Genomic DNA, 25,557 nt, shown 5'->3' on the forward strand with positions numbered 1-25,557 from the left:
CATGGCACAAACAATTCCTATTAAGCCAGCAGATGTCACATGGACAGATGATCAATGGAAGGCGATTTATGCTAGTGGTCAAGACACACTTGTTTCAGCCGCGGCAGGATCTGGGAAAACAGCAGTACTGATTAATCGGATGATTGAAAAAGTCATTGCTACCGAGAATCCTATCAATGTAGATGAACTATTGGTAGTGACCTTTACGAATGCTTCAGCCGCTGAAATGCGACATCGTATGTCAGAGGCATTAGAAAAAGCAATCGCAGAAAATCCAACATCTAATCACTTAAGACGCCAGCTTAGCCTTGTCAATAAAGCGCAAATTTCCACGTTGCACTCGTTCTGTTTAGCCATTGTGAAGCAATATGCATACTTGCTTGATATAGATCCAGGCTTTCGTATCGCCAATGAAGCAGAAATCGCTTTATTAAGAGATGATGTATTAACGGATGTTCTAGAAGATGCCTATGATGCTGAGGATGAGGCTCAAGTACAGGCTATTTATCGCCTTGTTGATAGCTTTACTTCGGATCGTGATGATCAAGCAATCGAAACGCTGATTAGTAAACTATATGATACGTCACGTGTACATGCAGAGCCTCAAAAATGGCTATGGAGTCTTCCTCAAGTATACGAGTTAGCAGAGGATGTAACGATTGATGATCTAGAGCTTTCTCAATATGTTAAATTGACCGTTCGCCATAGTTTGGAAGAAGCCTTCGTGTTAATTTCAGAAATGCGGGCGATTACATTACAGCCAGACGGACCGGCTCCTTATGCTGAAACGGCAGAAGTTGATTTTGCCATGATTCAAGAAGGGATTCGAATTAGCCAAAACGGTACATGGCAGGAGCTATTTGAATTTTTTGCGATGGTCAAATGGTCTACGTTAAAACGAGTATCCAAAGATGCATTAGTAGATGTAGAGTTACAGGAGCTTGCGAAGAAAAAAAGAGAAGCAGCTAAAAAAATAATGAATAAAATCAAAGAAACGTATTTTGTTCGTACACCTGCACGCCTACTTGAAGAAATACGATTAATGGCGCCAATAATTGCCACATTAGTAGACCTGACCGCTACTTTTAGTGAACAGTTCCGCCTAGCTAAGCTAGAACGGGGAATCATTGATTTTTCAGATTTAGAGCATTATGCGCTACAAATTTTGACAGTAGAAATAGATGGTGAACTTCAGCCTTCGCCAGTTGCATTAGATATGAAAAAACGTTTTAAAGAAGTACTTGTGGATGAATATCAGGATACGAATATGCTACAGGAAACCATTTTGCAGCTTGTCAAAACAGGGGAAGAGAGGGATGGCAACCTGTTTATGGTTGGAGACGTAAAGCAAAGTATTTATCGCTTCCGATTAGCTGAACCGAAGCTCTTTATGCGAAAATATAGTGATTTTTTGGAGATGCCTGATGTAACGGGAATGAGAATTGATTTAAATGCTAATTTCCGTAGTCGCAAAGAAGTGTTGAATGCTACAAACTATGTATTTGCACAAATTATGGGAGAGCGTGTTGGTGAGATTCTTTATGATGACAATGCATCATTAAAGCCAGCAGCACCTTATGATGAAAAAGAAATACCTGTTGAGCTTGTAGTGATGCATCCGCCACAGGATGAGGAAGCAACAGAAGAGCTTGAGGAAATGGGCAATGAAGCTACTACAGAGCTAGAAGAATTGAAAAAATCACAATATGAGGCGCGCTTTATCATTGATCGTATACGACTGATGATGGAAGATGGGACAACTGTTTATGATACGAAAACGAAGTCTGAGCGACCATTAAAGTATAGTGATATTGTGATTTTAATGCGCTCCATGACATGGTCGACAGATTTAGTGGAGGAATTTAAGCTGGCAGGGATTCCACTCTACGCTGAGTCATCTAAAGGCTATTTTGATGCGCTCGAAGTGATGATTATGTTAAATGTCTTGAAGGTAGTCGATAATCCCTATCAGGATATTCCACTAGCTTCTGTACTGCGTGCACCGTTTGTTGGTTTAACGGAAAATGAGTTGGCAAAAATTCGTTTAGCCGATCAGAAGGTACCGTTCTATGATGCTTTACGTCAATTTATTCGTAGCGAAGGGCATGGCGTGCAATCAACTACATTTGAAAAGCTTCAACGCTTTATGCTGGCCTTCGAAAACTGGCGAGATTTAGCTCGTCGTGGATCATTATCCGATTTAATTTGGAGGATTTATTTAGATACGCATTATTATGAAATGGTTGGTGCAATGCCAAATGGTAAGCAGCGTCAGGCGAATTTACGCATCTTACATGACCGTGCATTAATGTATGAAAAAACGGCCTTTCGTGGACTATTCCGCTTTCTCCGCTTTATTGATCGAATGCGTACGCGTGGGGATGATTTAGGTACTGCAAAATCAATTGGCGAAAAGGACGATGTTGTGCGTCTTGTGACGATTCACTCCTCAAAGGGATTAGAGTATCCAGTAGTCTTTGTTGCAGGAATGGGACGCCCGTTTAACAAAATGGATTTTCATCAACCTTATTTATTCGACCAAGATTTTGGACTCGCTGTCAAGGCTATTGACCCAGAAAATCGCATCACATATACATCTTTACCGTTTTTAGCGTTAAAAGAAAAAAAAGAGCTGGAAATGCGTGCAGAAGAAATGCGTGTTTTATATGTTGCCATGACTCGTGCGAAGGAACGTCTAATTTTAGTGGGCTCTGTGAAGAATTGGGAGAAAACACGTGACAACTGGCAGGATGCACAAAGTTTACCGATAGATGCGCCGCTACAGGAATATTTGCGAGCAAGAGCTAATAGCTATTTGGATTGGGTAGGACCAGCAGTGGCAAGGCATGCAGACTTTACTACAGTTGCTACCACTTCTTATAAGCCGTTAGAAGATCATTCACGCTGGTCGGTACAAGCGATCAACACAAGCCATTATTCATATGAAATACATGCGATGGATGAAGAAGTACAACAATGGCTCACGATGCCAGAGGACGAGGCATTACTAGATGAAATTACGTCACGCTTTCAAGCGCAGTACGCCTACCAAAGGTCTACAAAAAAACGTTCTAAAACGTCTGTTAGTGAGATTAAGCGCTTAGAAAACTTACAGCGCCAGGCGGAACCTGAATTTTACTTTGCCACACCTGCCAAGCAAAAAGCTACTTCCATTGCACCTCGACCAGCCTTTTTACAGGAACAACAGCTAACAGGTGCTGAAATTGGAACAGCTGTGCATACAGTGATGCAGCATGTCCCACAGTATGGCTTTGTTGAAATCCAAGATGTGAAGGATTTTGTAGAGGATTTAGTGGCGAGACAATTGTTAACTGAGGCAGAGGGAAAAATGGTTCCACTAGCGAAGATTTTTCATTTTTTTGAGACAGAAATAGGGCAGCGGTTCAAAAAGGCAAAGCAAATACGCAGGGAAATGCCCTTTACCATTAGTAGAGTTGATGAAGATGGCGATGCTCAAATTGTACAAGGGATCATTGACTGCTTATTTGAAGATGAATATGGCGATTGGGTCTTGCTAGATTATAAAACTGACCGTATCCTGCCACATTTTGCACAGGAGCCTGCCCTGACAAAGGAAATACGAAATCGTTATGCTGTACAGCTTCGTGTTTATAGTGAGGCCATTGAATCAATTTTACACATCAATGTGAGCGATAAAGTATTATATTTATTCGATAATGAACAGGCCGTACAGGCATAAAGAACTTGTTATGGCAAAGCAGGGCAAGCCTTTTTTGCCTTGCTTGCACCATAGCATTTAGTCAAGAGGAGGCTATTTCGTGGAGTCAAAACCGACCATGTTGCAGGAACGAATGGCAACATTAGATATTTTACGAGGCATTAGTTTGGTAGGTATTTTACTTGTAAATATGTATACCTTTTATTTGCCAATGCCGCATATTGATTTGGCATCGTGGTTTACAACACCATCTGATATCGTTTGGCAAAAAAATATAGACATATATGTGCAGGGAAGCTTTTACCCATTATTTGCAATGCTATTTGGTTATGGGCTTGCCATGCAGTGGCAAAAAGCACAGAGCCGTGAACAAAATTTTTACACACTAGGTCTTCGCAGACTGTCTGTATTGTTTGTTTTTGGTTTTCTACATGCTGTGCTGATTTGGTGGGGCGATATATTAATGATGTACGCGTTCTGTGGCGTTTTTTTAGTGCTATTCCTACGCTTTAGTCCTATTTGGTTAGTAGCTAGTGCATTTATTATTAACGGTTTAATGCAAGTTTTTATGTTATTCGTTGTAGGAATTATTCTTTTTAATACCAAGGTAGATGATTATTTAGATATCGTATCTGTAGAGAAGGCTATTACGGCTTATGGTACAGGCAATTGGGTAGATGCCTTTATGCAACGCTTAACAGATTTATCGACGCAGGCAGGCATAGGGATGTGGTTTGCAGCACTGTTCACTATTTTACCGTATATGTTAATAGGTGCTGCAGCGTCAAAATGGCGTCTAGTAGAACGAGCTAAAGAATTGAAATGGCTCTGGCTGACATTAGCGATCACGGGGTTGGTCATTGGTATCGGTGTTAAAAGTTTACCAATTATGTTTACAAGAACATATTTACTAGATTATTTAAAGGTATACATAGGTGGTCCAATTTTAGCAGTAGGGTATATCGGGGTCATTGTGTTACTTTGCTTAGTGCCAATTGTACCGAAGTTACTTAGTCCTTTTGCTAAAATTGGTCGTATGTCCTTAACGATGTATATTCTTCAATCTATTATAGGTACTTGTTTATTCTACCAATTTGGCTTTGGCTGGTACGGTAAAGTCACTGTGGAAACAGGGGTATTAATTGCTATCGGCATTATTGTTGTGCAAATGATCCTAGCTGAAGTTTGGTTATCTAAGTGGAAACAAGGACCATTAGAGGCGATATGGCGTAAATTAACGTATAAGCAAAACGTGGAATCACGTTAATATATGCCTCTTCACATGCATAATTTATGAAGATAGTACAACTTATAAAATTATTGTCGCAAAAGTAAGGCAATTTCTATCATATTGTTGTATTATGTAGAAAAAAGAAGGAGCTCTTAAAATCATGAAAATTTTATCATTCAAATTAGGTGGACATGTAAGCTTTGGACCAAAAGTAAAAAAAGAAGAAGCGGTATGGGATGTACTCGCTATTCAAAATGAACTTCAAGTTCTCCCTTCTTTTTCAAGTTCAATTGTGGATGGCATTGCTTTAGGCTTTGATTTCGTTGAACAGATTCGTAAATTAGTAGAAGCAGCAGAAAAATCAGATCGTGCCGATAGTTTTAAACGTGAATTTACAGATATCGAGTGGCTTTCACCAATTCCGCGTACACCCAAAAATATTATGTGTATCGGTAAAAACTATGATGAACATGCCAAAGAAATGGGTGCAGAAGCAGCACCAACAGATTTAATGGTATTTACAAAATCACCAACTGCTATTGCAGCGGATGGACAAACAATTTCCATTCATGCTGACCTTTCTTCCAAAATGGACTATGAAGGTGAGCTAGCGATTGTTATTGGAAAACGTGGTAAAAATATTCCTAAAAATTTAGCATTTGATTATGTATTTGGTTATACAATTGCTAATGATATATCAGCTCGTGATTTACAAGACAAACATAAACAATTTTTCTTAGGTAAAAGCTTGGAAGGTACTTGCCCTCTTGGACCATACCTTGTGACAAAGGATGAAATTCCAAATCCACAAGACTTAACAGTGGTGACAAAGGTCAATGATGAAGTACGCCAAAACGGTTCTACGAAGGATATGATGTTCTCTGTTGAAACCTTAGTATCTATTCTATCTCAACATGTAACATTAGAGCCAGGAGATGTTATTTTAACAGGTACGCCTGCAGGAGTTGGAAAAGGGATGAACCCGCCACAGTTCTTAAAGGCTGGGGATACAGTAAAAGTATCTATTCAAGGCATTGGTACATTAGTCAACCATTTTGAATAATGACGATAACCATCCGCGTGAGTCTTTACTCCGCGGATTTTTTCTTTCTACACTCGATAGGCTGTGAGATGTCGAGCTATAATTGATGTAAATTATGTGAACACTGTTGTAATGTTTGAAACCCTTTCCATCGCATGGTAGGATAGAGTTTGATAGAAAAATGAATGAGGTGGGACAAACATGAGTTTTTTAACTAGCCAAACGCATTTGCATATTACTACGTGGGTTATTGCTATTGTTATCTTTTTAATCGCTGCACTAATGGGCAAGCAATCAAAGGGCTTACATATGGCTTTACGTCTATTCTACGTATTAATTATCATCACAGGTGGGGCATTATTCTTTAAATATCAGGCTGGAGACCCGATGATGTACGGACTGAAATTTTTATTCGGTATTTTAGTAATTGGTATGATGGAAATGGTATTAGTGCGTCAAAAGAAAAACAAACCAACAGGGATGTTTTGGGCATTATTCGCAGTATTCCTATTTATCACGCTGTTCTTAGGCTTTAAGCTACCATTAAACATTAATTTCCTAGCATAATAATTTCTTAAAGGTCGTGAAGTATTTGCTTCACGGCTTTTATTTTGCTAAAAGGGTGAATACGAGAGAACTGACACCTTTTTGCCCTAATTCATTTCGCATTTTCGTAAAATCTTTTGAAAAGATAGCGACGTGACAGTGTTATTTGGTAAAATGACGATGGATTGGTTTGAAAGAGAGGGAATAACAGTGAAATTTAAGAAGTGGATAAGTGCGACGGCTGCATCACTTTTATTAGCAACTTCATTCGTAAGTACTACACCAGTAGCGCATGCGGATGAAAAAGCGACAACATCGATAGCAGAAGAAAGCATCTTTGATTTACTCGTTGACCGTTTCTTTAATGGTTCGGGCACAAACGATTTTGATACAAATACGAAAGACCCTTCGAAATTTGCAGGAGGCGATTTTACAGGTCTGCAAGATAAGCTAAAATTTATTGGTGAGATGGGTTTTACAATTGTTTCTATTGGTCCTATTTTTTCTACAGAGAAATATGATGGATCACTACTTACAAGCTACACGACAATCGAACGTCATTTTGGAACAACAGAAGAATTCCAAAGTGTTGTAGAAGCCTATAAAGCTAAAAATATGTCCATCATGGTGGATTTCCCGCTCAATAATGTGAGTCCAAATCATGAATGGGCAAAGGACTCATCAAAAGCTGACTGGATTGCTTCTACGAATAATGGACAAGTACAATGGGATTTATCGAACAAAGCTGTGCAAGAGGCGCTCATTCAATCAGCCACTGAATTTGTTTCTACATATGATGTTGGTGGTATTCGTTTAACGAATATTGCAGAGGCTGATATAGCGTTTGTCAATGCGATGATTGCAGCATTAAAAGAGACAAAAGCATCTCTTTACGTGATTGCTAATGAAGAAAGTGATGCTGATTTTGATGCAACCTTCTCACCAGCAACAGCGGATATTTATCGTAATATTTTTAAAAACGTGGATATGGATTCGTCTAAATTAATGGAGCCTTTTACAGGAGAGAAGCCGACACAGATTATGGTGGATTCACTTGAAACCCATCGTTTTACATTCGATTCTGCGACTGAAAATATGTTTCCGCCTACACGCTTAAAAATGGCGATGGGTGCTTTATTTATGCTTCCTGGGATTCCCGTTGTGCAATATGGTACAGAAATCGCCATGAATGGGGAAGCAAAACCAGATACACATCAGTTGTATAACTTTAAAACTGATGAAGAATTGATTGATTATATTAAAAATGTTCAATCCTTACGTAATCAATCTGCAACTTTACGTAAAGGTGATTTTGAAGTAATTACAAATGACAATGGCCTACTTGTCTTCACACGTACCTCTGACGAAGAAAAGTGGGTAATTATGGTGAATAATACAGGCAAAACGCAACGTGTGGACTTAACACCAGCGCAACTTGGTGAAGGGAAAATGCTGAACGGAATTTTACATGAGGAAAAAGTTCGTATAAATGAAAAAGAGGTTTATCCTGTTATTTTAGACCGAGAAATGGTTGAGATTTATCAGGTTCGCAATGATGAAGGCTTAAACATGCCCTACATGGTTGCCCTTGGTTTAGTGTGGGTCATCTTTATCGGCTTTGTTGTTATCATCATTAAACGAGGAAAAGTTCGCCGTCAAGAACAAGACGTCCAACAACCATAGCACAACGAAAAAGCATGTTAGGAGCAATCCTAACATGCTTTTTATTAGCCTTGATAGCTTTTGTTCGTAAAGAAGATTGCAATAGTGCCTGGTCCTACATGTGAACCGATTGCAGAGCCAATCATAGTAATTTGAACAGCTTGAGGAGAAAAACGTTCCTGAATAGAAGCCTTTACTTCATTGGCAAAGGCCACATCATCACTATGACTAATACCAACAATTTTATCCGTAAAGCTTCCGCCACGCTCCTGCATTAAATCTAACATACGATTAAGTGCTTTTTTACGACCACGTGACTTTTCAATAGGTATCAGCTTGCCATCCTCTACATTTAAAATAGGTTTAATGCTCAGAAGACCACCTAAAAAGGCACTGGCCTTGGATACACGACCACCTTTGGCAAGGTAATCTAAATCTTCTACTGTAAATAAATGCTCCATCTGAGGTGCATATGCACTCATTTTAGAGGCCATATCCTCTAAGGATACCCCTATATTTCGAAGGCGAACTGCTTCCTCTACAACTAGACCATGTCCTAGTGAAGCGCATTTAGAGTCGATAATGACTAATTTTAATGAAGGATATTGCTCTAATACTTGATTGCGAATCATTTGAGCAGTACTATATGTGCCGGATAATTCCGATGAAAAGGCAATATAGATGCCTTCTTCTTCATTTTTAGCTAGTTCCTCAAAGTGCTTTAAAAACAGCTCAGGTGACACTTGTGATGTTTTTGGTTGAGCACCTTGGCGGATGGCATCGTAAATCTCTTTGGAATCAATCGTAATGACATCTTCATATTCTTTGTTGTTCAATTGCACTCGTAAAGGGAGTAACACGACATCATTTTCTTCATAGTAAGACTTCGGTAGATCGCATCCACTATCCGTAAAAATCTTCATTCTCTTGTCCCCCTAATTTCAACTTACTCATCAAGTATTTTTAACTTTATTCAGTCGGTACTCACTTAAGATAAATGGAAGGGGTACCACTGAATAAAGTTAAACTGGTAAAAATGGAATGTTAACTTGAACTTACTACTTAACTATGATAATTTCAAGCGTTCAATGAGGATTTTTGCGATTCCATCATCATTATTTGTTGCTGTAATTTCATTGGCAATGTTTTTAAGACTTGGAATACCGTTCCCCATCGCTACACCAAGTCCAGCATATTCGATCATTTCTAAATCATTGTCTTCATCACCAAACGCGATGATACGCTCACGTGGAATACCTAAATCTTTTGCCACATGCGCAATACCCACAGCTTTATTTAAGCCGCGACGTACAATTTCAATAATATGAAGTGGCGCGCCCCATCGACGATGCTCAATAACTTCTGCGTGCACCGCCTGTAAATGGTCACGTATAATGACCGAATTCGCTTCATTTGCTTGAATTAATAAACTTGTGGGATTTTCCAAGAGATGTGTGTATAAATCCCCAAGTGTGATTTTGGGATTACCCATATTAAAAATATTTAAGATACGATCATCTTCTGTGTGTACATAAATATCATCTTTTACCTCAGCGATAATATTTTCATACTCGTAACTATTGATGGATCCAACAACATCATGTACAACACTTAAATCAATCGGTGTGTGCATATGTTGCCAAGATACATTTTTGGGATGATGTACATATGCGCCATTAAAATTGACAATGGGTGTAGTGAGCCCAAGTTCATGATAATAAAGATCACTTGCACGGTATGGACGCCCCGTTGCAATCATCACTTGATGCCCTAATTCCTTAGCCTGCAATAATGTTTTTTTCGTTTTTGCTGAGATTTGTTGTTGGTCTGTTAATAAAGTACCATCTAAGTCTAGTACGATTAAATGCGGTTTCATAGCTCGTTGCCCCTTTCCTATAGTTTGAATAGTATCTCTTTGTCTTTCATTCGTCAAAATTTTGTCACAGTGAAAAAAGTTTGCTAACATAAAGATGAGACAATAGTTGGGAGTGACAAAAATGTTTGTAGAAAAAGAAGTGTGGGGAAATATTCCTTTATTACATATACATACAGACAAGATGAATGAAGAAACCCCAGTAGTGATTTTTTTGCATGGTTTTATGAGCGCGAAAGAACATAACTTACACTATGCATACCAATTGGTGCATAAGGGGGTGCGTGTCCTATTACCAGATGCAAAATTTCATGGTGACCGTAGCGAAGGCCTTACAGAAATACAAATGAACTTGAAATTTTGGGATATTGTTTTAAATTCTATTCATGAAGTGCAACAATTATATGATGAATTAAGGAATAAAAATTTATTGGCCAGTCATAATATTGGCATAGCAGGTACTTCAATGGGCGGCATCGTGACCTCCGGCTGTTTAAAACTTTATGATTGGATAAAAACAGCGTCAATATGTATGGGTGCACCAGGTTTTATTAAATTAGGTGAATATCAATTGCAACAATTTGCAAAAAGCGGTATCGATTGGCCGATGTCAGAGGAAGATGTCCAAAAAGTGAATGAGCTCTTAGCTAAATATGATGTTAGTTTAACGCCAGAAAAATTCGCAGATCGTCCAGTTTTCTTTTGGCATGGAGAATTAGATAAAACAGTACCTTTCCAAGAAACGTATAAATTTTATGAGACATTACGGGAATACTATCAAGCAAGCCCTGAATATTTAAAGTTTATGGTGAACAAAAAGGCAGGACATGCAGTCCCACGTGACGGTATGCTAGCAGCAACAGACTGGCTTGCACAGCATTTGGCATAACAGGATGCATCTGCTATGATAAGGTTAACACTATGATGGAAGGAGAAATACGAATGGATCAAGATATGAAAGATAGCATGTTTGGTGCTTTAGAAAATGTAATTGACCCTGAGCTTGGGATTGATATCGTCAACTTAGGTTTAGTATATGATGTAGATTTAGATGATGAAGGTGTAGCAACTGTTACGATGACATTAACATCGATGGGATGCCCACTTGGGCCAGTTATTGTGGATCAGGTGAATACGGCATTAGGGGAACTTCCGGAAGTGAAAAGTACAAATGTTAACATTGTATGGAATCCACCTTGGTCAAAAGACAAAATGTCACGCTATGCAAAAATGGCATTAGGCGTACGTTAAAATTGCAACATTAAAAATCCCTGCTTATTTTATAGGCAGGGATTTCATGTTGTTGAAAAAAGATGATGTTCATAGTAGAAAAAGAACCTTTAGCAAGGCGAGAGGTTGATTTCCGTTCCACCAGCGTCCTTTCCAGGGGGCGTCCGATGAGCCGCTTCACTCACTGCGTTCGCTCCAGAGTCTCAACTGTGACGCTAAATCCCCTAGGAGTGACGCTGGCTCCACTCCAATCAACCATTCTGCAAAAATGTCTTTTTCTTATCTTTCATACGAGCCGTATTTGTATGATTAGAGAAAGGATAGCCTCTTATTGTCAATGTGGAGAAGTGATGAGTGACAACACCCTCCATAAAGAGTAATGAATACCTTCACTTTATTTGAAGATCTTTGCTAAAAAGAAATATTTTTATGGGTTGGAGTGGAAGGCTACTTGACTCCCGTGGGATAGCGAGACAGGCGAGCCCCTGCACGGAGGAAGCGGCTCGGCGCTCGCCCACAGGAAAGCAAGTAGCCTGCAACGGAAATCCATTTTCACCCTTCACAAAAATGCTATGGATGGTTTTGTTTTTCAACACGATAAAATCCCTGCTATATTTTATAGGCAGGGATTTCGTTTGTAACGAAATTAATCGATACGGCATATTTGTAATGGACAATTTTCACAAGCAATTTCATTTTTTAAAAATTGTAAATCATGAATTGTAATAAAGCCTTTATCAAAGGTGATAATATCGTGTTTTTTTAAATCATTCAACATACGATTAATCATTTCACGACTTGTTGCACACAAATTCGCAATTTCCGTATTTGTTAGCTGGAAATCAATAAAAATTGAGCTATTTTCTAAAGGTTTACCATACGTATTGGAAAGCCGAATGAGCGTTGAAAATAAAGCACCTTTTTTACCATTTAACACTAAATCACGCAAACGACTTTGATGCTTTAAGTTTTCTGTTTGCAACCACTTTATATATTCCACCATAACCGTAGGCTGATCTTCTAGTAAATGCTCCAATGATTTACGACTTAACACATACATCGTAGAAGGCTCTAATACCTTTGCAGTCATGGAATTATAGACTAGGTTACAAAATAATGACCCCTCTCCAATTATACTGTCAGGACCACAAATACGAATAGTTAATTCCTTGCCAGTTTCGGTTTCTTGGCTTATCGAAATCACACCAGATTGGATGTAATAAATTTCTTTTGCCCGTTCACCCTCTAGAAAAATTTTATTTCCTTTATTCACTTTGATAAAAACACCATGCTTTTGAAATAGATCCTTCATTTTTTCAAACATATTATCCATTAAAACCATATCTCCAACACATCGCTTTCTTTTTGTAATAAACGGCAATTATTACAAAAGGATAGTGGATTTTTCGATACTAAAACATAGAAACATACCATTATTATAACGTAAATTTCCATAATCCGTGAAAAAATTTTAGTGCGATTTCTTTGCGAAGCAATGTCGATTGATGTAAAATAAAGTTAGTCAAAAAAGGTCAAACTTTTTAAAAGAACAAGAATGGGTATAACAATGATAAGAAACATGATGGTAAAGGAGTGCTAGCTATGCAATTTCAACAAACAGATAACAAAAAACCACTAGAGCAATTTGGACGAAATTTGATTGAAGAAGTTAAAAACGGCAAAATGGACCCAGTTATCGGGCGTGATGAGGAAATTCGAAATGTCATTCGTATTTTAACACGCAAAACGAAAAATAATCCTGTATTAATTGGTGAACCAGGAGTTGGTAAAACAGCGATTGTTGAGGGTTTAGCACAGCGTATTGTGAAAGGCGATGTGCCAGAGGGCTTGAAAGAATGTGTGTTATATGAGCTAGATATGAGTGCTTTAATCGCAGGGGCAAGCTATCGTGGCCAATTTGAAGAGCGCTTAAAAGGTGTGTTAAAAGAGGTGAAAGATTCAGAAGGACAAATCATTTTATTTATTGATGAAATTCATACCATCGTCGGCGCAGGCAAAACAGACGGTGCTATGGATGCAGGGAATATGCTCAAGCCAATGCTTGCACGCGGTGAACTACATTGTATTGGTGCTACAACACTAGATGAGTATCGTATGTACATTGAAAAAGATCCTGCTTTAGAGCGACGATTCCAGCAAGTTCTTGTACGTGAGCCTTCGATTGAGGATACGGTTTCCATTTTACGGGGCTTAAAAGAACGCTTTGAATTACATCATGCAGTACGAATTCATGACAGAGCAATTGTTGCGGCAGCAGAACTGTCCAACCGATATATTACAGAGCGATTTTTACCTGATAAGGCAATTGATTTAATTGATGAGGCTTGTGCGATGATTCGTACAGAAATTGATTCGATGCCACAGGAATTAGATGCAGTGACACGTCGCATTATGCAGCTTGAGATTGAAGAACAGGCATTACGTAAGGAAAAGGACGAGGCAAGTAAAAAACGTCTAGAGCAATTGCGTGAGGAATTAACAAAATTAAAAGAATCCTCAGAGGGCATGCGCCAACAATGGGAAGCAGAAAAAGAAATGTTACACGACATTCAGAAAAAACGGGAAACATTAGATAAATACCGTCGTGATTTAGATGAAGCAGAAAGTAAATATGATTTAAATAAAGCTGCGGAATTACGCCATGGCAAAATCCCAACATTAGAAAAGGAAATTCAGGAACTCGAAAAACAGTTAGAAAATGGGGCAGAATCCCGCATTTTACGTGAAGAAGTAACGGCAGATGAAATTGCTGCGATCGTTTCCCGCTGGACAGGAATTCCTGTAACAAAATTAGTAGAAGGAGAGCGTGAAAAACTTCTACGATTAAAGGATACATTACATGAAAGGGTAGTCGGTCAAGATACAGCAGTTCAATTAGTAACAGAAGCTGTATGGCGTGCACGTGCAGGTATTAAAGATCCGCATCGTCCGATTGGTAGCTTTTTATTCTTAGGTCCAACAGGTGTTGGTAAAACTGAGCTTGCTAAGGCACTTGCTGCGCAGTTATTTGATGCAGAAGATCACTTTATTCGAATTGATATGAGTGAATACATGGAGAAACATAGTGTGTCTCGTCTCGTTGGTGCTCCTCCAGGCTATGTAGGTTATGAGGAGGGCGGACAATTAACAGAAGCTGTACGCCGAAATCCATATTCCGTGGTCCTCCTAGATGAAATTGAAAAAGCGCATCCAGACGTGGCGAATATTTTATTACAAATTTTAGATGATGGCCGCATTACAGATAGTCAGGGACGTATGGTGAATTTTACAAATACAGTGGTCATTCTAACATCCAATATTGGCTCTAGTTATTTAATGGAGGCAAAAGAAGGCGATAATGCTGTTGAAGACTTAGTGATGACGGCCTTACGCCAACATTTTAAACCAGAGTTATTAAACCGTATGGATGACATTATCTTTTTCCATGCTTTATCTACAAAGCATTTTACTGCGATTGCTTGGAAGTACGTGGAGCAACTGATTAAACGTGTGGCAGAACAGGAAATTACTTTATCTGTCGAGCAAGAGGTTATTGATTGGGTAGTACAGCAAGGAGCGGATGCTCAGTTTGGAGCGAGACCATTAAAACGCTTTGTACAACGACATATCGAAACAGCAGTAGCTAGAGAACTGCTTCGTGGTGAGGTTTTACCAGGAGAAACTTTGCATGTGAAAATGCGTGATGGTCAATGTGTTGTGGAAAAATAACAGAAAAAACCTGTTCGGCAATATGCTGAACAGGTTTTTTCTAGATAAATTAATGATGGTCTGCAGCTTCTGGTGTAGGATCGTTTGGAATGATTGCTCCAATAATAAAGATTAGAATGGAGAATACAACGGAAACGATTGCCCCTGTTTTAAAATCGAATGGTACACCAAGTACAGAGCTGACTACGTAGTTTAACATAGAAACTAGTAGGAATGACCATATGAACGTTACGATATATTGCATTAATTTCACCTCAACCGAACTTTTTTCATTATAAGGTTTTACTCATATTCATTATCATATCATAACATAAATCGAAAAAAAAAGAACCTTTTATGTGAAACATGGCGAATTTGTCACAACAAATACAAGGATCTGGATTTTATATTCAACGGCCTATCGTAGCATTTGATTTGCAGAAGGTATGCTGATGTTTAATGATAGGAAGTTAGTGTGTGCTTTGTAATGAAGAGGAGTCAGGGAATTAGTCTCGATTAGGGTTTTTGTTCGTAACGAGTGCAGAAGTGCTCTAATTATAGTAGGAACTTGGCTCAGAGCTAGTAGATAGTGCTCCTAAGTAAGACACTCCGTTCATAAAAAGGTGGACAGTACTATGACGTAGAAGTTCACCCGCTCAAAAACGACGATAATGCCAAAACTCTCACCTAACCTAATAAAGAGTCAGCCCTCACCAAAAATAAAATCTCCGCCACGTCCAAAACACATTAATTTTAAATCACCTTGCGTCCTTCCTTTCGTATGCGTTATAATTATGACCAGTTACTAATAATTGATAGTAAGAAAGCTGAGGGGTTGCTATATGAACGCTGGTATTATAGGAATTGGCAAATATGTTCCTGAGAAGGTCGTTACAAATTTTGATTTGGAAAAAATAATGGATACTTCAGATGAATGGATTCGAACTCGAACAGGCATTGAAGAACGTCATTTTGCGGCAGAGGATCAGGAAACTTCAGATTTAGCAGTAGCAGCTGCTAAAGAAGCTATTGCAAAAGCGGGTATTACGCCAGAGGAAATTGGTTTAATACTTGTAGCAACTGTCACACAGGATCAAACTTTTCCAAGTGTAGCATGTATGGTTCAAGAACAAATCGGAGCAGTGAATGCGGCGGCGATGGATCAAGCAGCGGCATGTGCAGGATTTATATATAGCTTAGTGACAGCGAAGCACTTTGTAGAGGCAAATACTTATAAATATGTCTTAGTAGTAGGTGTAGAAAAACTGTCGAAAGTCATCGATTGGAAGGATCGTAATACAGCTGTTTTATTCGGTGATGGTGCTAGTGCAGCTATTGTTGGGCCAGTATCTGAAGGCAGAGGTATTGTATCATTTGAACTTGGTGCTGATGGTACAGGCGGTAAAAACCTTTATTTAACACAGCAAGACACAATTACAATGAATGGTCGTGAAGTGTTTAAGTTTGCTGTACGTCAAATGGGTGAATCGGCTGTTAATGTGTTAGAGAAAGCAGGATTAACAAAAGAAGACGTAGATTTTTTAGTGCCGCATCAGGCAAATATACGAATTATGGAATCTGCTCGTGAGCGATTAGAGCTACCACCTGAAAAAATGTCAAAAACGATTCATAAATATGGAAATACTTCAGCAGCATCTATTGGTATTTCCTTGGTAGATGAGCTCGAAGCAGGTAAGATTAAAGAGGATGACTTATTAGTCCTCGTTGGTTTTGGTGGCGGCTTAACATGGGGTGCCGTAGCCATGAGATGGGGAAAATAAGAAGGAAAAATGCTTGAGGGGAGTAAGACAATGAGTAAACGACGAGTAGTAATTACAGGAATTGGCGCAGTTACACCACTAGGAAATAGCATCGAAGAAACATGGGCTAACATCAAGGCTGGTAAATCTGGCATTGGTGAGCTGACACGATTGAATAAAGAACTTTTTGCAGCAAAAATCGCAGCAGAAGTGAAGGATTTCGATATTGAAAAATATATTGATCGTAAAGAAGCACGTAAAATGGATCGTTTTACGCACTACGCGTTAGCCGCTTCCATTATGGCAATGGAAGATGCACAATTAACAATTGATGAAGAGTTAGCTCCACGTGCAGGTGTATGGATTGGCTCTGGTATCGGCGGTATGGAAACTTATGAACAACAATTTTTAACATTCCAAGAGCGTGGCGCAAGACGTGTCAGCCCATTCTTCATTCCAATGATGATTCCTGATATGGCTTCAGGGCAAGTATCTATTCACGTTGGTGCAAAAGGTATTAACTCATGTTCTGTAACGGCGTGTGCTTCGGGAACAAACTCCATTGGCGATGCCTTTAAAGTAATTGAACGTGGGGATGCAGATGTGATGATTTCAGGTGGTGCTGAATCACCAATCGTTACAATGGCTGTGGCAGGCTTCTGTGCAAATACAGCTTTATCATTAAATCCAGACCCACAAGCCGCATGCCGTCCATTTGATAAAAACCGCGATGGTTTTATTATCGGAGAAGGCGCTGGTATCGTTATTCTAGAAGAGTATGAACATGCAAAAGCTCGTGGCGCTAAAATCTATGCTGAAGTTTTAGGTTATGGTGCAACAGGTGATGCGCATCACATTACGGCTCCAGCTCCAGAGGGTGAGGGGGCAGCACGTGCAATGACGCAAGCATTGACAGATGGTGGAGTTGATCCATCACAAGTTGATTATATTAATGCACATGGTACTAGCACACCTTACAATGATTTATTTGAAACACAAGCTGTTAAAACTGCTTTTGGTGATCATGCGTATAAACTTGCTATGAGCTCCACAAAGTCTATGACGGGTCACTTATTAGGAGCAGCTGGTGGTGTGGAAGCGATTTTCACAGCATTAGCCTTAAAAGAAGGCATTTTACCTCCAACAATTAATTTAGTAGATCCAGATCCAGAATGTGATTTAGATTATGTTCCAAACGAAGCGAGAGAAGCAAACATTCAATATGCGATGAGTAATTCTCTTGGTTTTGGTGGTCACAATGCCAGTCTTCTATTCAAAAAATATGAAGCATAATATATAAACTTAAAAAACGTCAGCCAAATTTAAACGGCTGACGTCTTTTTTTATAGTTTTGTGAATAAATGATAAGTAAGAAGAAATAGAAAGGATGCCTCTACTGTGTTTCGTCTCTTTTTATTTTTAGTAAGCTATGGCTTAATGATCCTCTCTGTAGGGAATCTCATATTGTATTTAAATTATCGAACATTAGGTTATTCCTGGAAGGTTGTTTTCAAATTTATTTTTCAAACAACAGAATTTTATATGGCGGTAGGAGCCTGCATTATCATTTGTGCTGTTGTGCTTGATTTAGGCTTTGATCGCTCCACAGACAAGCCATAAATTAGCGACGTGTGCGGCCGAGACCCATTGCATCTTCCATGCGTTTTAATGTAGCACTGGCAATCGCATTCGCCTTTTCAGCACCTTCATCTAAGATGACATCTAATTCAGAGGATTCTACTAAATGATAGAATTTTTCTTGAATTGGTGTTAGATGTTCGATAACAGCTGTTGCAACACCTTGCTTGAATCCACCATAACCAATTCCCTCATATTTTTTGACTAAATCTTCAATGGCTATACCAGAAATAGCCGATTCGATTGTCAATAAATTCGAGACACCTGGTTTATTTTCTACATCAAATGCAACAATACCATCAGAATCCGTAACCGCTGATTTAATTTTTTTCTCAATGTCCTTTGCCGTATCTAGCAAACGGATTGTCGCTTTCGTATTAGGATCAGATTTACTCATTTTCTTTGTTGGCTCTTGTAAGGATTTAATACGAGCGCCTGCTTTTGGTAATTGAATTTCTGGAATTGTTAAAACGTCACCAAAGCGTTTATTAAAACGTTCTGCAAGGTCACGAGTTAGCTCGATATGCTGCTTCTGATCATCGCCGACAGGGACAATGTTTGTGTTGTAAAGTAGAATGTCTGCAGCCATTAACGGTGGATATGTTAAAAGAGCAGCAGAAACGCTTTCTTTACCATGTGATTTATCTTTAAATTGTGTCATACGTTCTAGCTCCCCGATAGACGCAACACATTGTAACATCCATCCTGCCTGAGCATGCGCTGGCACCTCTGATTGAATGAATAACGTAGATTTTTTAGGGTTGATGCCAGTAGCAATATAGGTAGCTGCCAGCTTACGAATGCTTTCACGTAATTCTTTAGGATCTTGGGCAACCGTGATCGCATGCTGATCAACGATACAATAAATAGCATTTCCTTCGTCTTGTAGTGCAGGGAATTGCTTGAATGCTCCTAAATAGTTCCCTAAAGTAACGATTCCTGTAGGCTGTACGCCTGAAAAAATAGTTGTCATTAAAAGTTCCTCCTCGAATTCAAATTCCGTGACGGTTGTCAGTGGCGTTTTGCTCACTTTTCCACCTCACGATAAAGACAAAAAAACATCATGCGTCCTCATTAGATTTTTTCTAATGAAGGGACGAATGATGTTTTGAATCCGCGGTACCACCCAGCTTGCCTAAAAGGCCACTCAGCTTCGTAACGTGAAGGGACGAGCTCTGCTAATAGCTTCTAATAGCGTTCACAAAGCTAACTCGGAAGTCCATTCTATATGCCTCCACGATCTGTTTGCAGCAACCACAGACTCTCTAAACGTGAAATGAACATATGTACTACTCTTCGTCAGCGTTTTTCTCAATTTAAATTATTCAAATTGATTTGATTGCAAAGAATTATATTATAAAGATTCCATTGTGTAAAGTCAGACTTTTGACGGTGGTTTTTTTCGAGAAAAAATTATATGCTTTTTTTGTTGTGTAATTTTGTTATAAATATAAAATTTTTTATTAAAATTGTGTTTAGGTGTACACGTCAAATTGACAATTTTCTCGTTTAATCTTTTTAAATGAGAACAACTAAGATACATGCTTGGATGTTTAAAATGCACTGAAAGTGGGAATGTTAGTAGTAGCACATAAGATAGAAGGAAATACGCTTTATTAAAAGCTGTATAAAGAGACAGAATAATTTGTGACGGGTTCAGTCTTTTTTTATTGGAACTATATTCAAATACAGCTGAGTGCTGTATAATGGTACTGTGTATTTTACTTTACATTAATTCTAATTTAACACTTTGGTTCTGGTTTATAGATAATGATTACAAAATGAAAGGATGTGTCAGAATGATCGTAACCCTATTTACATCACCAAGTTGTACCTCTTGTCGTAAAGCGAAAGCTTGGTTAGAGGAGCACGAAATTCCATATACAGAACGTAATATATTTTCTGAGCCACTAAGTATTAGTGAAATTAAAAAAATTTTACGTATGACAGAAGACGGGACAGATGAAATCATTTCTACTCGTTCAAAAATATTTCAAAAATTAAATGTGGATGTTGAAAGTTTACCACTACAACGTTTATATGAATTAATTCAGGAGTATCCTGGTTTATTACGCCGACCAATTATTTTGGACGAAAAACGTCTACAAGTCGGCTATAATGAAGATGAAATTCGTCGCTTCCTACCTCGAAAAGTTCGAGCATATCAGCTTCAAGAAGCGCAACGAATGGTGAATTAAACCTACTCATTTTGAATAATATATATTGTAGATGTTACAAATGTGGAATGCATGTTGTGACATCTATTTTTTTATGTTTTACTTATGTAAAACCTTCTATATGAAGTATAATAATTGATAGGGAAAAGTCATATATTTCCGTAAAAGTATGTTAAACTTGATTTAAGTTAAATAGTTTACTACAATTTCAATAATTCAAATATCTTCTGTGAAACGGTGTATATCCTTTTCATTTTATGACAGAACAGCATACAATAGAGTTAGAGACAACTGTGAACAAAAAAAATCATGTTTGCGGTTCCTCGATGGTTTTACTGAGTGTGGTCAAAGGTTGAAAAACAAATGCAGTATGAAGGTTAAAAACAAAGAATAAAAGCATACTAATGAAACAAAACTGTTTTTCAGCATATGACAGTGAAGGGAGATGAGGTCTAGTGGACATCGAACGTGTAAATGAAAATACACTCAAGCTCTTTATTACGTATAATGATATAGAGGATCGCGGCTATAGTCGTGAAGAAATTTGGTACAATCGAGCAAAGGGTGAGCAACTTTTTTGGGATATGATTGATGAAGTAAACACGGAGGATTACTTTGATGTAGAGGGTCCGATTTGGATTCACATCAATGCATCTGAAGTAGGCTTAGAAATCATTGTCACACGTGCACATATTTTAAAAGACGGTGAAACATTAGATGGTCATTCGAGTTTTGATGAACACAAAGAAATGTTTGCACCATTCGATGAAGTTGGAGAGGATCTTCTTAGCCAGCTAACTCAACTTGGTGACATGGATGAGTCAGAGTTATTTATGGATACAGACATTTATGTTTATAAATTTAAAGATATTGATGAGTTAATCCCTGTCGCAAAACGAATGACAGACGAATTAGTGGATTCCTCATTATTCAAATATGAAGATTGGTACTATTTAGTTGTTGATTTCGGGAACGCAGATGAGGATTTAAATCGTCATGATCGAAATGCGGTCATCAAGGAATTTTTAACACCATCCAATTTAACCATTCACCGTCTAGAGGAGTACGGTGAAAAGATTATGGAATTTAATTGCTTTGAAACAGTTCGAAAATACTTTGCATAAGCATTAAAATACCTCATTTTTTAGACTGTAGTAAAACTCGTAAATTTATTGAGTTTTGCTACAGTCCTTTTTTTGCATTCATATTTAAGCTATCATCGGTTAATTGACCAGCGTTGTACAGGCCTCTCTGCTCATGCTGTGAAATCTGCTGAATGAAGATATATGAGACGGCATTTTTTAAATTTCAAGAAATAATTGCTTAATTTTTGTGAGGGCAAACCAACTCCATTATAGTTGACTAAAAAGGAGTTGATTAAATGCTGGTAGCTTATAACAACAAACAGCAGCTATTTCTCCCATATCAATATACGAGGAAAGCTTTACAACGATATAGGCGACAAATGAAATTTTTTTGTCCTCAATGTCTAGAACCAGTTCAATTGAAAGTAGGTCAACATAATATTCCCCATTTTTCACACTTCGCCAAAAAGCATTGTCCACAATTGTTCGCTGAAGGTGAATCTAAACTTCATCTCCAAGGTAAAATGCAATTATTTGAATGGCTCACAAAGCATGGATATCAAGTGGAGCTAGAGCCATTTTTAAAGCAGCTTGCTCAACGCCCGGATTTGCTCATTACAATAAATGATCGTCACTATGCAATTGAATTTCAATGTAGCACAATCTCCCATGAAAAATGGCAACAACGTACAGCTGGCTACGAAAAAAACGATATACAAGTAATTTGGCTTTTTCAAACGCCTCAAAGTAAAGATGCAATCAACGGCATCAGCAAAATTACCATTTCCCCATTGTTGCAAAAAGCGTTTATGACAACTACATCAGGTGTACCTTATTTAATGACGTATAACGCTAGGACGGCCCATTTTACTTATTGGACGAATCTTCTTCATGTACATGGGCATACTTTCATAGGTAAAGTTCAGACAATACCAGTCAATCAACAACACTTTCCTTTTTATATACCGAAGCAAATTACTCAAGAAGAATTTCAACAGTATTGGCAACTTTATAAACAAGCATGTAGGCAATTTGTATCTGCGCGTCTTTTATATAGTAAAAAGGGGGCGCAAGATTTATTTTTACGAAATTGCTATGAATTAAACTTTGCGTTAACTGCTATGCCTTCCTACATTGGAATTCCAGTGAAGGGTGGAGCAGCCATCTCCTTGTTTACTAGTGAATGGCAAACGATGCTGTTGCATTTTAGTAAACAATTAGGTCGACAGCCCTTTATGTTAACGAAGCAGGAGATTCACCATTTTTTAAGTAAGCATCAACTAGAAGTGACAACGCAGGCGGTAAGTGCTGTCCTGTATTATGGACAGCTCTTGAAGCATATGACTCAAGAAGAGCAGTCGCTAGATATTTGTGAGCATGTATATGTACATTTATTTGCAATTGCCACAATATATTGAGAAAATATGAGAGTAAAAGGAAAAAAGCACATATAAAGGGGGCTGGCATACATGGCTAGTAACAGTAATCAGATTTTGGTTAGAAATGAAGTACCCGCAGAATTAACATGGCGCTTAGAGGATATCTTTGCAACAGATAAAGCTTGGGAAGAGGAATTGAAGGAAGTTGCAGAGCTTGCTAAACAAGCACCGAGCTATGCAGGTACTTTAAATAATGGGGCAGAGGCATTATTAACAGCTTTACAATATCATGATCATCTATATGAGCGTGCGATGAAGCTCTACACATATGCCCATATGCGCTATGATCAAGATACAACAAATAGCTTTTATCAAGATATGAACAGTCGCATTCAAACATTGGCAACTAGTATCTCAGCTGGTCTTTCATATTTAACACCAGAGATTTTAGCATTAAGTGAAGAAACAATTGAAGACTACTTAGCAGAAAATCAAGACCTACAATTATATAAGCAATCTTTAAAAGAAATTACAATGGCACGTCCACATGTATTACCAGCTGAGCAGGAGGCATTGCTAGCGCAAATGTCTGAGGTAACGGGTACAGCTTCTAATACATTCAGTATGTTAAACAATGCGGACATGGTTTTCCCTTATGTGAAAAATGAAGAGGGAGAGGAAGTACAACTTACACATGGTAACTATATTAAGTTTTTAGAGAGCAAAGATCGCTCAGTGCGTGAAGGTGCATTTAAAGCTATGTACGAAGCATATGGCAAGTTTAAAAATACGTTCTCGGCAACGCTAACGGGTAATGTGAAGAAGCATAATGTGAGTGCTCGTATTCGTCATTATGATTCTGCACGCCATGCAGCCATGTCTAATAATTTCATTCCGGAAAATGTGTATGATCAATTAGTTGAAACAATTCATAAGTATTTACCAGCTATGCAGCGTTATATTTCGTTACGTAAGCAATTATTAGGTGTAGACGAATTGCATATGTGGGATTTATTTGCACCACTTGTTAAAGAAGTGGAAATGAAAGTCACTTATGATGAAGCGAAAGATATTTTAGTGAAAGCACTAGCTCCATTAGGCGAAGAATATCAAAGCATCGTCCAAAGTGGATTGGATAACCGTTGGGTTGATGTATTAGAGAATAAAGGGAAACGTAGTGGAGCCTACTCATCAGGCGCGTATGGTACGAATCCGTATATTTTAATGAATTGGCAAGACAATGTGAATAATCTATTTACATTAGCGCATGAATTTGGCCATAGTGTTCACAGCTATTATTCACGTAACAATCAGCCTTTCGTTTATGGAGATTATTCTATTTTTGTCGCAGAGGTTGCTTCAACATGTAATGAAGAGTTATTAAATGACTATTTACTAAAAACAATTGATGACCCTCAACAAAAAATTTACTTATTAAATCATTGGTTAGATGGTTTCAGAAGTACGGTATTCAGACAAACAATGTTTGCAGAGTTTGAACATCTTATTCATCAAATGGATAAGAACGGTGAGTCATTAACAGCTGATCGTTTAACTGAGGTTTATTATGAACTAAACAAAAAATACTTCGGCGATGATATGATTGTAGATGAGGAAATTGGCTTAGAATGGGCTCGTATTCCACACTTCTACTATAATTACTATGTTTATCAATATGCGACTGGTAAATCAGCCGCTACAGCATTGAGTAAACAAATTTTAGAGGAGGGGGCACCAGCTGTAGAACGTTATATTAATAACTTCTTAAAAGCTGGATGCTCTGATTTCCCAATAGAAGTATTAAAGGCAGCAGGTGTTGATATGAACGTTGCTAAGCCGATTGAAGATGCATGTAAAGTATTTGAAGAGCGTTTAAATGAATTAGAAAAATTATTGTTGAATAACTAATTAAAAGGGCGGTGGGAATATTCCTACTGCTCTTTTTTATATATTGTCCATGTTATTTCAAATGAAAGAATAATGATTTTTTTTGATTTCTAAATAGTTTAAAAGTGTGCATCTTGGAAAAATACTGTTTGTAATCGCTTTCTATTTGACAAATTTGTGAATCTAGTATTGGTTGCATTGCTAAATATATTATTCCATGATAGAGTAATTCTTGTGAAATAAATCACAAAACAAACATACACCCCTTTGTTTGAACGTGAACATTTCTCCCATCCCCTTTGTGAAAAAGAAGCGTCTCTATCGGTCGAGGATAGAGGCGCTTCTTTGTATTTTGCTTTATCTAACAAAATATCCATAGAATTTATGTGAAAGGTGAAAATGGATTACCGTTGCAGGCTACTTGCTTTTCTGTGGGCGAGCGCAAAGCCGCTTCCGCCTAGCTATCCCAAGGTAGTCAAGCCTTCCACTTCAACCGATAAAAATATTTCTCTTTAGCAATGGTTTTCAAATAAAGGGAAGGTGTTCACTACTCATTTTATGGAGGAGCGGTACGCATCATTTCTCCACATTGAAAATAAGAGCCTATCCTTCCTCTAATTATGCTCGTATGAAAGATAA

20 protein-coding genes and 1 other annotated feature are annotated in these 25,557 nt (G+C 38.1%); of the genes, 15 read left to right on the plus strand and 5 right to left on the minus strand.

Annotated features, from left to right (window positions below):
- Nucleotide 1: 1 nt before the first annotated feature.
- The 5 genes from addA (at nucleotide 2) to MHI04_RS03415 (ending at nucleotide 8,202) form a co-directional block, all read left to right on the plus strand.
- On the plus strand, nucleotides 2-3,721 hold the full coding sequence (gene addA / locus MHI04_RS03395; protein ID WP_101966432.1) for a helicase-exonuclease AddAB subunit AddA: 3,720 nt from the start codon (nucleotides 2-4) through the stop codon (nucleotides 3,719-3,721).
- A gap of 79 nt (nucleotides 3,722-3,800) precedes the next feature.
- Nucleotides 3,801-4,967 (plus strand): DUF418 domain-containing protein, encoded by a 1,167-nt coding sequence (locus tag MHI04_RS03400; RefSeq protein WP_101966431.1) that lies wholly within the window; start codon nucleotides 3,801-3,803, stop codon nucleotides 4,965-4,967.
- Nucleotides 4,968-5,091: 124 nt separating this feature from the next.
- On the plus strand, nucleotides 5,092-5,994 hold the full coding sequence (locus MHI04_RS03405; protein ID WP_036120924.1) for a fumarylacetoacetate hydrolase family protein: 903 nt from the start codon (nucleotides 5,092-5,094) through the stop codon (nucleotides 5,992-5,994).
- A gap of 180 nt (nucleotides 5,995-6,174) precedes the next feature.
- Entirely contained in the window at nucleotides 6,175-6,540 is a 366-nt protein-coding gene (locus MHI04_RS03410) for a YisL family protein (protein WP_036120921.1), read from the plus strand.
- A 132-nt stretch (nucleotides 6,541-6,672) separates the two neighbouring features.
- Complete coding sequence (locus MHI04_RS03415) at nucleotides 6,673-8,202, plus strand: alpha-amylase family glycosyl hydrolase (RefSeq protein WP_230593788.1); 1,530 nt, start codon at nucleotides 6,673-6,675, stop codon at nucleotides 8,200-8,202.
- A gap of 44 nt (nucleotides 8,203-8,246) precedes the next feature.
- Here the strand turns inward: MHI04_RS03415 and MHI04_RS03420 are convergent, their stop codons facing one another.
- Nucleotides 8,247-9,104 (minus strand): DegV family protein, encoded by an 858-nt coding sequence (locus MHI04_RS03420; RefSeq protein ID WP_058843814.1) that lies wholly within the window; start codon nucleotides 9,102-9,104, stop codon nucleotides 8,247-8,249.
- A gap of 143 nt (nucleotides 9,105-9,247) precedes the next feature.
- Nucleotides 9,248-10,057 carry a Cof-type HAD-IIB family hydrolase gene (locus MHI04_RS03425; RefSeq protein ID WP_036120914.1) on the minus strand — a complete coding sequence of 270 codons (810 nt, stop codon included), beginning with the start codon at nucleotides 10,055-10,057 and terminating at the stop codon, nucleotides 9,248-9,250.
- Nucleotides 10,058-10,178: 121 nt separating this feature from the next.
- Here MHI04_RS03425 and MHI04_RS03430 point away from each other — a divergent pair, with 121 nt between their 5' ends.
- Both MHI04_RS03430 and MHI04_RS03435 read left to right on the plus strand, forming a co-directional pair.
- The gene (locus MHI04_RS03430; RefSeq protein WP_342504108.1) at nucleotides 10,179-10,943 is read left to right on the plus strand and encodes a prolyl oligopeptidase family serine peptidase; all 765 of its coding nucleotides are present in this window, start codon (nucleotides 10,179-10,181) and stop codon (nucleotides 10,941-10,943) included.
- 53 nt (nucleotides 10,944-10,996) lie between these two features.
- Nucleotides 10,997-11,305 (plus strand): metal-sulfur cluster assembly factor, encoded by a 309-nt coding sequence (locus MHI04_RS03435; protein WP_036120908.1) that lies wholly within the window; start codon nucleotides 10,997-10,999, stop codon nucleotides 11,303-11,305.
- A 625-nt stretch (nucleotides 11,306-11,930) separates the two neighbouring features.
- Here MHI04_RS03435 and MHI04_RS03440 read toward each other — a convergent pair.
- Nucleotides 11,931-12,617 (minus strand): Crp/Fnr family transcriptional regulator, encoded by a 687-nt coding sequence (locus tag MHI04_RS03440; RefSeq protein ID WP_342535340.1) that lies wholly within the window; start codon nucleotides 12,615-12,617, stop codon nucleotides 11,931-11,933.
- A gap of 269 nt (nucleotides 12,618-12,886) precedes the next feature.
- Between MHI04_RS03440 and MHI04_RS03445 the strand changes: the two genes are divergently transcribed.
- Nucleotides 12,887-15,013 carry an AAA family ATPase gene (locus tag MHI04_RS03445; RefSeq protein ID WP_271912423.1) on the plus strand — a complete coding sequence of 709 codons (2,127 nt, stop codon included), beginning with the start codon at nucleotides 12,887-12,889 and terminating at the stop codon, nucleotides 15,011-15,013.
- A gap of 49 nt (nucleotides 15,014-15,062) precedes the next feature.
- Here MHI04_RS03445 and MHI04_RS03450 read toward each other — a convergent pair whose 3' ends face one another.
- Entirely contained in the window at nucleotides 15,063-15,257 is a 195-nt protein-coding gene (locus MHI04_RS03450; protein WP_004227469.1) for a YjzD family protein, read from the minus strand.
- A gap of 577 nt (nucleotides 15,258-15,834) precedes the next feature.
- Between MHI04_RS03450 and MHI04_RS03455 the strand changes: the two genes are divergently transcribed.
- The 3 genes from MHI04_RS03455 to MHI04_RS03465 all read left to right on the plus strand — a co-directional run bounded on the left by MHI04_RS03455 (nucleotide 15,835) and on the right by MHI04_RS03465 (nucleotide 18,372).
- Nucleotides 15,835-16,773 carry a beta-ketoacyl-ACP synthase III gene (locus MHI04_RS03455; RefSeq protein WP_089934871.1) on the plus strand — a complete coding sequence of 313 codons (939 nt, stop codon included), beginning with the start codon at nucleotides 15,835-15,837 and terminating at the stop codon, nucleotides 16,771-16,773.
- A 30-nt stretch (nucleotides 16,774-16,803) separates the two neighbouring features.
- On the plus strand, nucleotides 16,804-18,045 hold the full coding sequence (gene fabF, locus MHI04_RS03460) for a beta-ketoacyl-ACP synthase II (RefSeq protein WP_036126666.1): 1,242 nt from the start codon (nucleotides 16,804-16,806) through the stop codon (nucleotides 18,043-18,045).
- A 105-nt stretch (nucleotides 18,046-18,150) separates the two neighbouring features.
- Entirely contained in the window at nucleotides 18,151-18,372 is a 222-nt protein-coding gene (locus MHI04_RS03465) for a hypothetical protein (RefSeq protein WP_036126664.1), read from the plus strand.
- Nucleotide 18,373: 1 nt separating this feature from the next.
- On the opposite strand, the gene trpS is transcribed toward MHI04_RS03465, so the two are convergent.
- The gene (gene trpS, locus MHI04_RS03470; protein ID WP_342535341.1) at nucleotides 18,374-19,363 is read right to left on the minus strand and encodes a tryptophan--tRNA ligase; all 990 of its coding nucleotides are present in this window, start codon (nucleotides 19,361-19,363) and stop codon (nucleotides 18,374-18,376) included.
- A gap of 116 nt (nucleotides 19,364-19,479) precedes the next feature.
- Nucleotides 19,480-19,702: a binding site (T-box leader), on the minus strand.
- Nucleotides 19,703-20,192: 490 nt separating this feature from the next.
- On the opposite strand from trpS, the gene spxA reads away from it, so the two are divergent.
- The 4 genes from spxA (at nucleotide 20,193) to pepF (ending at nucleotide 24,939) form a co-directional block, all read left to right on the plus strand.
- On the plus strand, nucleotides 20,193-20,588 hold the full coding sequence (gene spxA, locus MHI04_RS03475) for a transcriptional regulator SpxA (RefSeq protein ID WP_025116803.1): 396 nt from the start codon (nucleotides 20,193-20,195) through the stop codon (nucleotides 20,586-20,588).
- Nucleotides 20,589-21,022: 434 nt separating this feature from the next.
- Nucleotides 21,023-21,691 (plus strand): adaptor protein MecA, encoded by a 669-nt coding sequence (gene mecA, locus MHI04_RS03480; RefSeq protein ID WP_036126663.1) that lies wholly within the window; start codon nucleotides 21,023-21,025, stop codon nucleotides 21,689-21,691.
- A gap of 257 nt (nucleotides 21,692-21,948) precedes the next feature.
- Nucleotides 21,949-23,070 (plus strand): competence protein CoiA family protein, encoded by a 1,122-nt coding sequence (locus tag MHI04_RS03485; protein WP_342535342.1) that lies wholly within the window; start codon nucleotides 21,949-21,951, stop codon nucleotides 23,068-23,070.
- Between the two features lie 51 nt (nucleotides 23,071-23,121).
- A complete protein-coding gene (pepF, locus tag MHI04_RS03490) occupies nucleotides 23,122-24,939 on the plus strand; it encodes an oligoendopeptidase F (RefSeq protein ID WP_342535343.1) in 1,818 nt (605 codons plus the stop codon).
- The last annotated feature ends 618 nt before the right edge of the window (nucleotides 24,940-25,557 follow it).

This window comes from Lysinibacillus sp. FSL K6-1151, assembly GCF_038630755.1.
Taxonomy (GTDB): Bacteria; Bacillota; Bacilli; order Bacillales_A; family Planococcaceae; genus Lysinibacillus; species Lysinibacillus fusiformis_D.

What these genes read in the sequence shown, in the direction of transcription:
- MHI04_RS03440 (WP_342535340.1), bottom strand. Translation starts at nt 12,617, where the DNA reads ATGGATAATATGTTTGAAAAAATGAAGGATCTATTTCAAAAGCATGGT.
- MHI04_RS03445 (WP_271912423.1), top strand. Translation starts at nt 12,887, where the DNA reads ATGCAATTTCAACAAACAGATAACAAAAAACCACTAGAGCAATTTGGA.
- fabF (WP_036126666.1), top strand. Translation starts at nt 16,804, where the DNA reads ATGAGTAAACGACGAGTAGTAATTACAGGAATTGGCGCAGTTACACCA.
- MHI04_RS03410 (WP_036120921.1), top strand. Translation starts at nt 6,175, where the DNA reads ATGAGTTTTTTAACTAGCCAAACGCATTTGCATATTACTACGTGGGTT.
- trpS (WP_342535341.1), bottom strand. Translation starts at nt 19,363, where the DNA reads ATGACAACTATTTTTTCAGGCGTACAGCCTACAGGAATCGTTACTTTA.
- MHI04_RS03455 (WP_089934871.1), top strand. Translation starts at nt 15,835, where the DNA reads ATGAACGCTGGTATTATAGGAATTGGCAAATATGTTCCTGAGAAGGTC.
- MHI04_RS03450 (WP_004227469.1), bottom strand. Translation starts at nt 15,257, where the DNA reads ATGCAATATATCGTAACGTTCATATGGTCATTCCTACTAGTTTCTATG.
- MHI04_RS03430 (WP_342504108.1), top strand. Translation starts at nt 10,179, where the DNA reads ATGTTTGTAGAAAAAGAAGTGTGGGGAAATATTCCTTTATTACATATA.
- pepF (WP_342535343.1), top strand. Translation starts at nt 23,122, where the DNA reads ATGGCTAGTAACAGTAATCAGATTTTGGTTAGAAATGAAGTACCCGCA.
- addA (WP_101966432.1), top strand. Translation starts at nt 2, where the DNA reads ATGGCACAAACAATTCCTATTAAGCCAGCAGATGTCACATGGACAGAT.
- MHI04_RS03420 (WP_058843814.1), bottom strand. Translation starts at nt 9,104, where the DNA reads ATGAAGATTTTTACGGATAGTGGATGCGATCTACCGAAGTCTTACTAT.
- MHI04_RS03435 (WP_036120908.1), top strand. Translation starts at nt 10,997, where the DNA reads ATGGATCAAGATATGAAAGATAGCATGTTTGGTGCTTTAGAAAATGTA.
- MHI04_RS03425 (WP_036120914.1), bottom strand. Translation starts at nt 10,057, where the DNA reads ATGAAACCGCATTTAATCGTACTAGACTTAGATGGTACTTTATTAACA.
- MHI04_RS03405 (WP_036120924.1), top strand. Translation starts at nt 5,092, where the DNA reads ATGAAAATTTTATCATTCAAATTAGGTGGACATGTAAGCTTTGGACCA.
- MHI04_RS03485 (WP_342535342.1), top strand. Translation starts at nt 21,949, where the DNA reads ATGCTGGTAGCTTATAACAACAAACAGCAGCTATTTCTCCCATATCAA.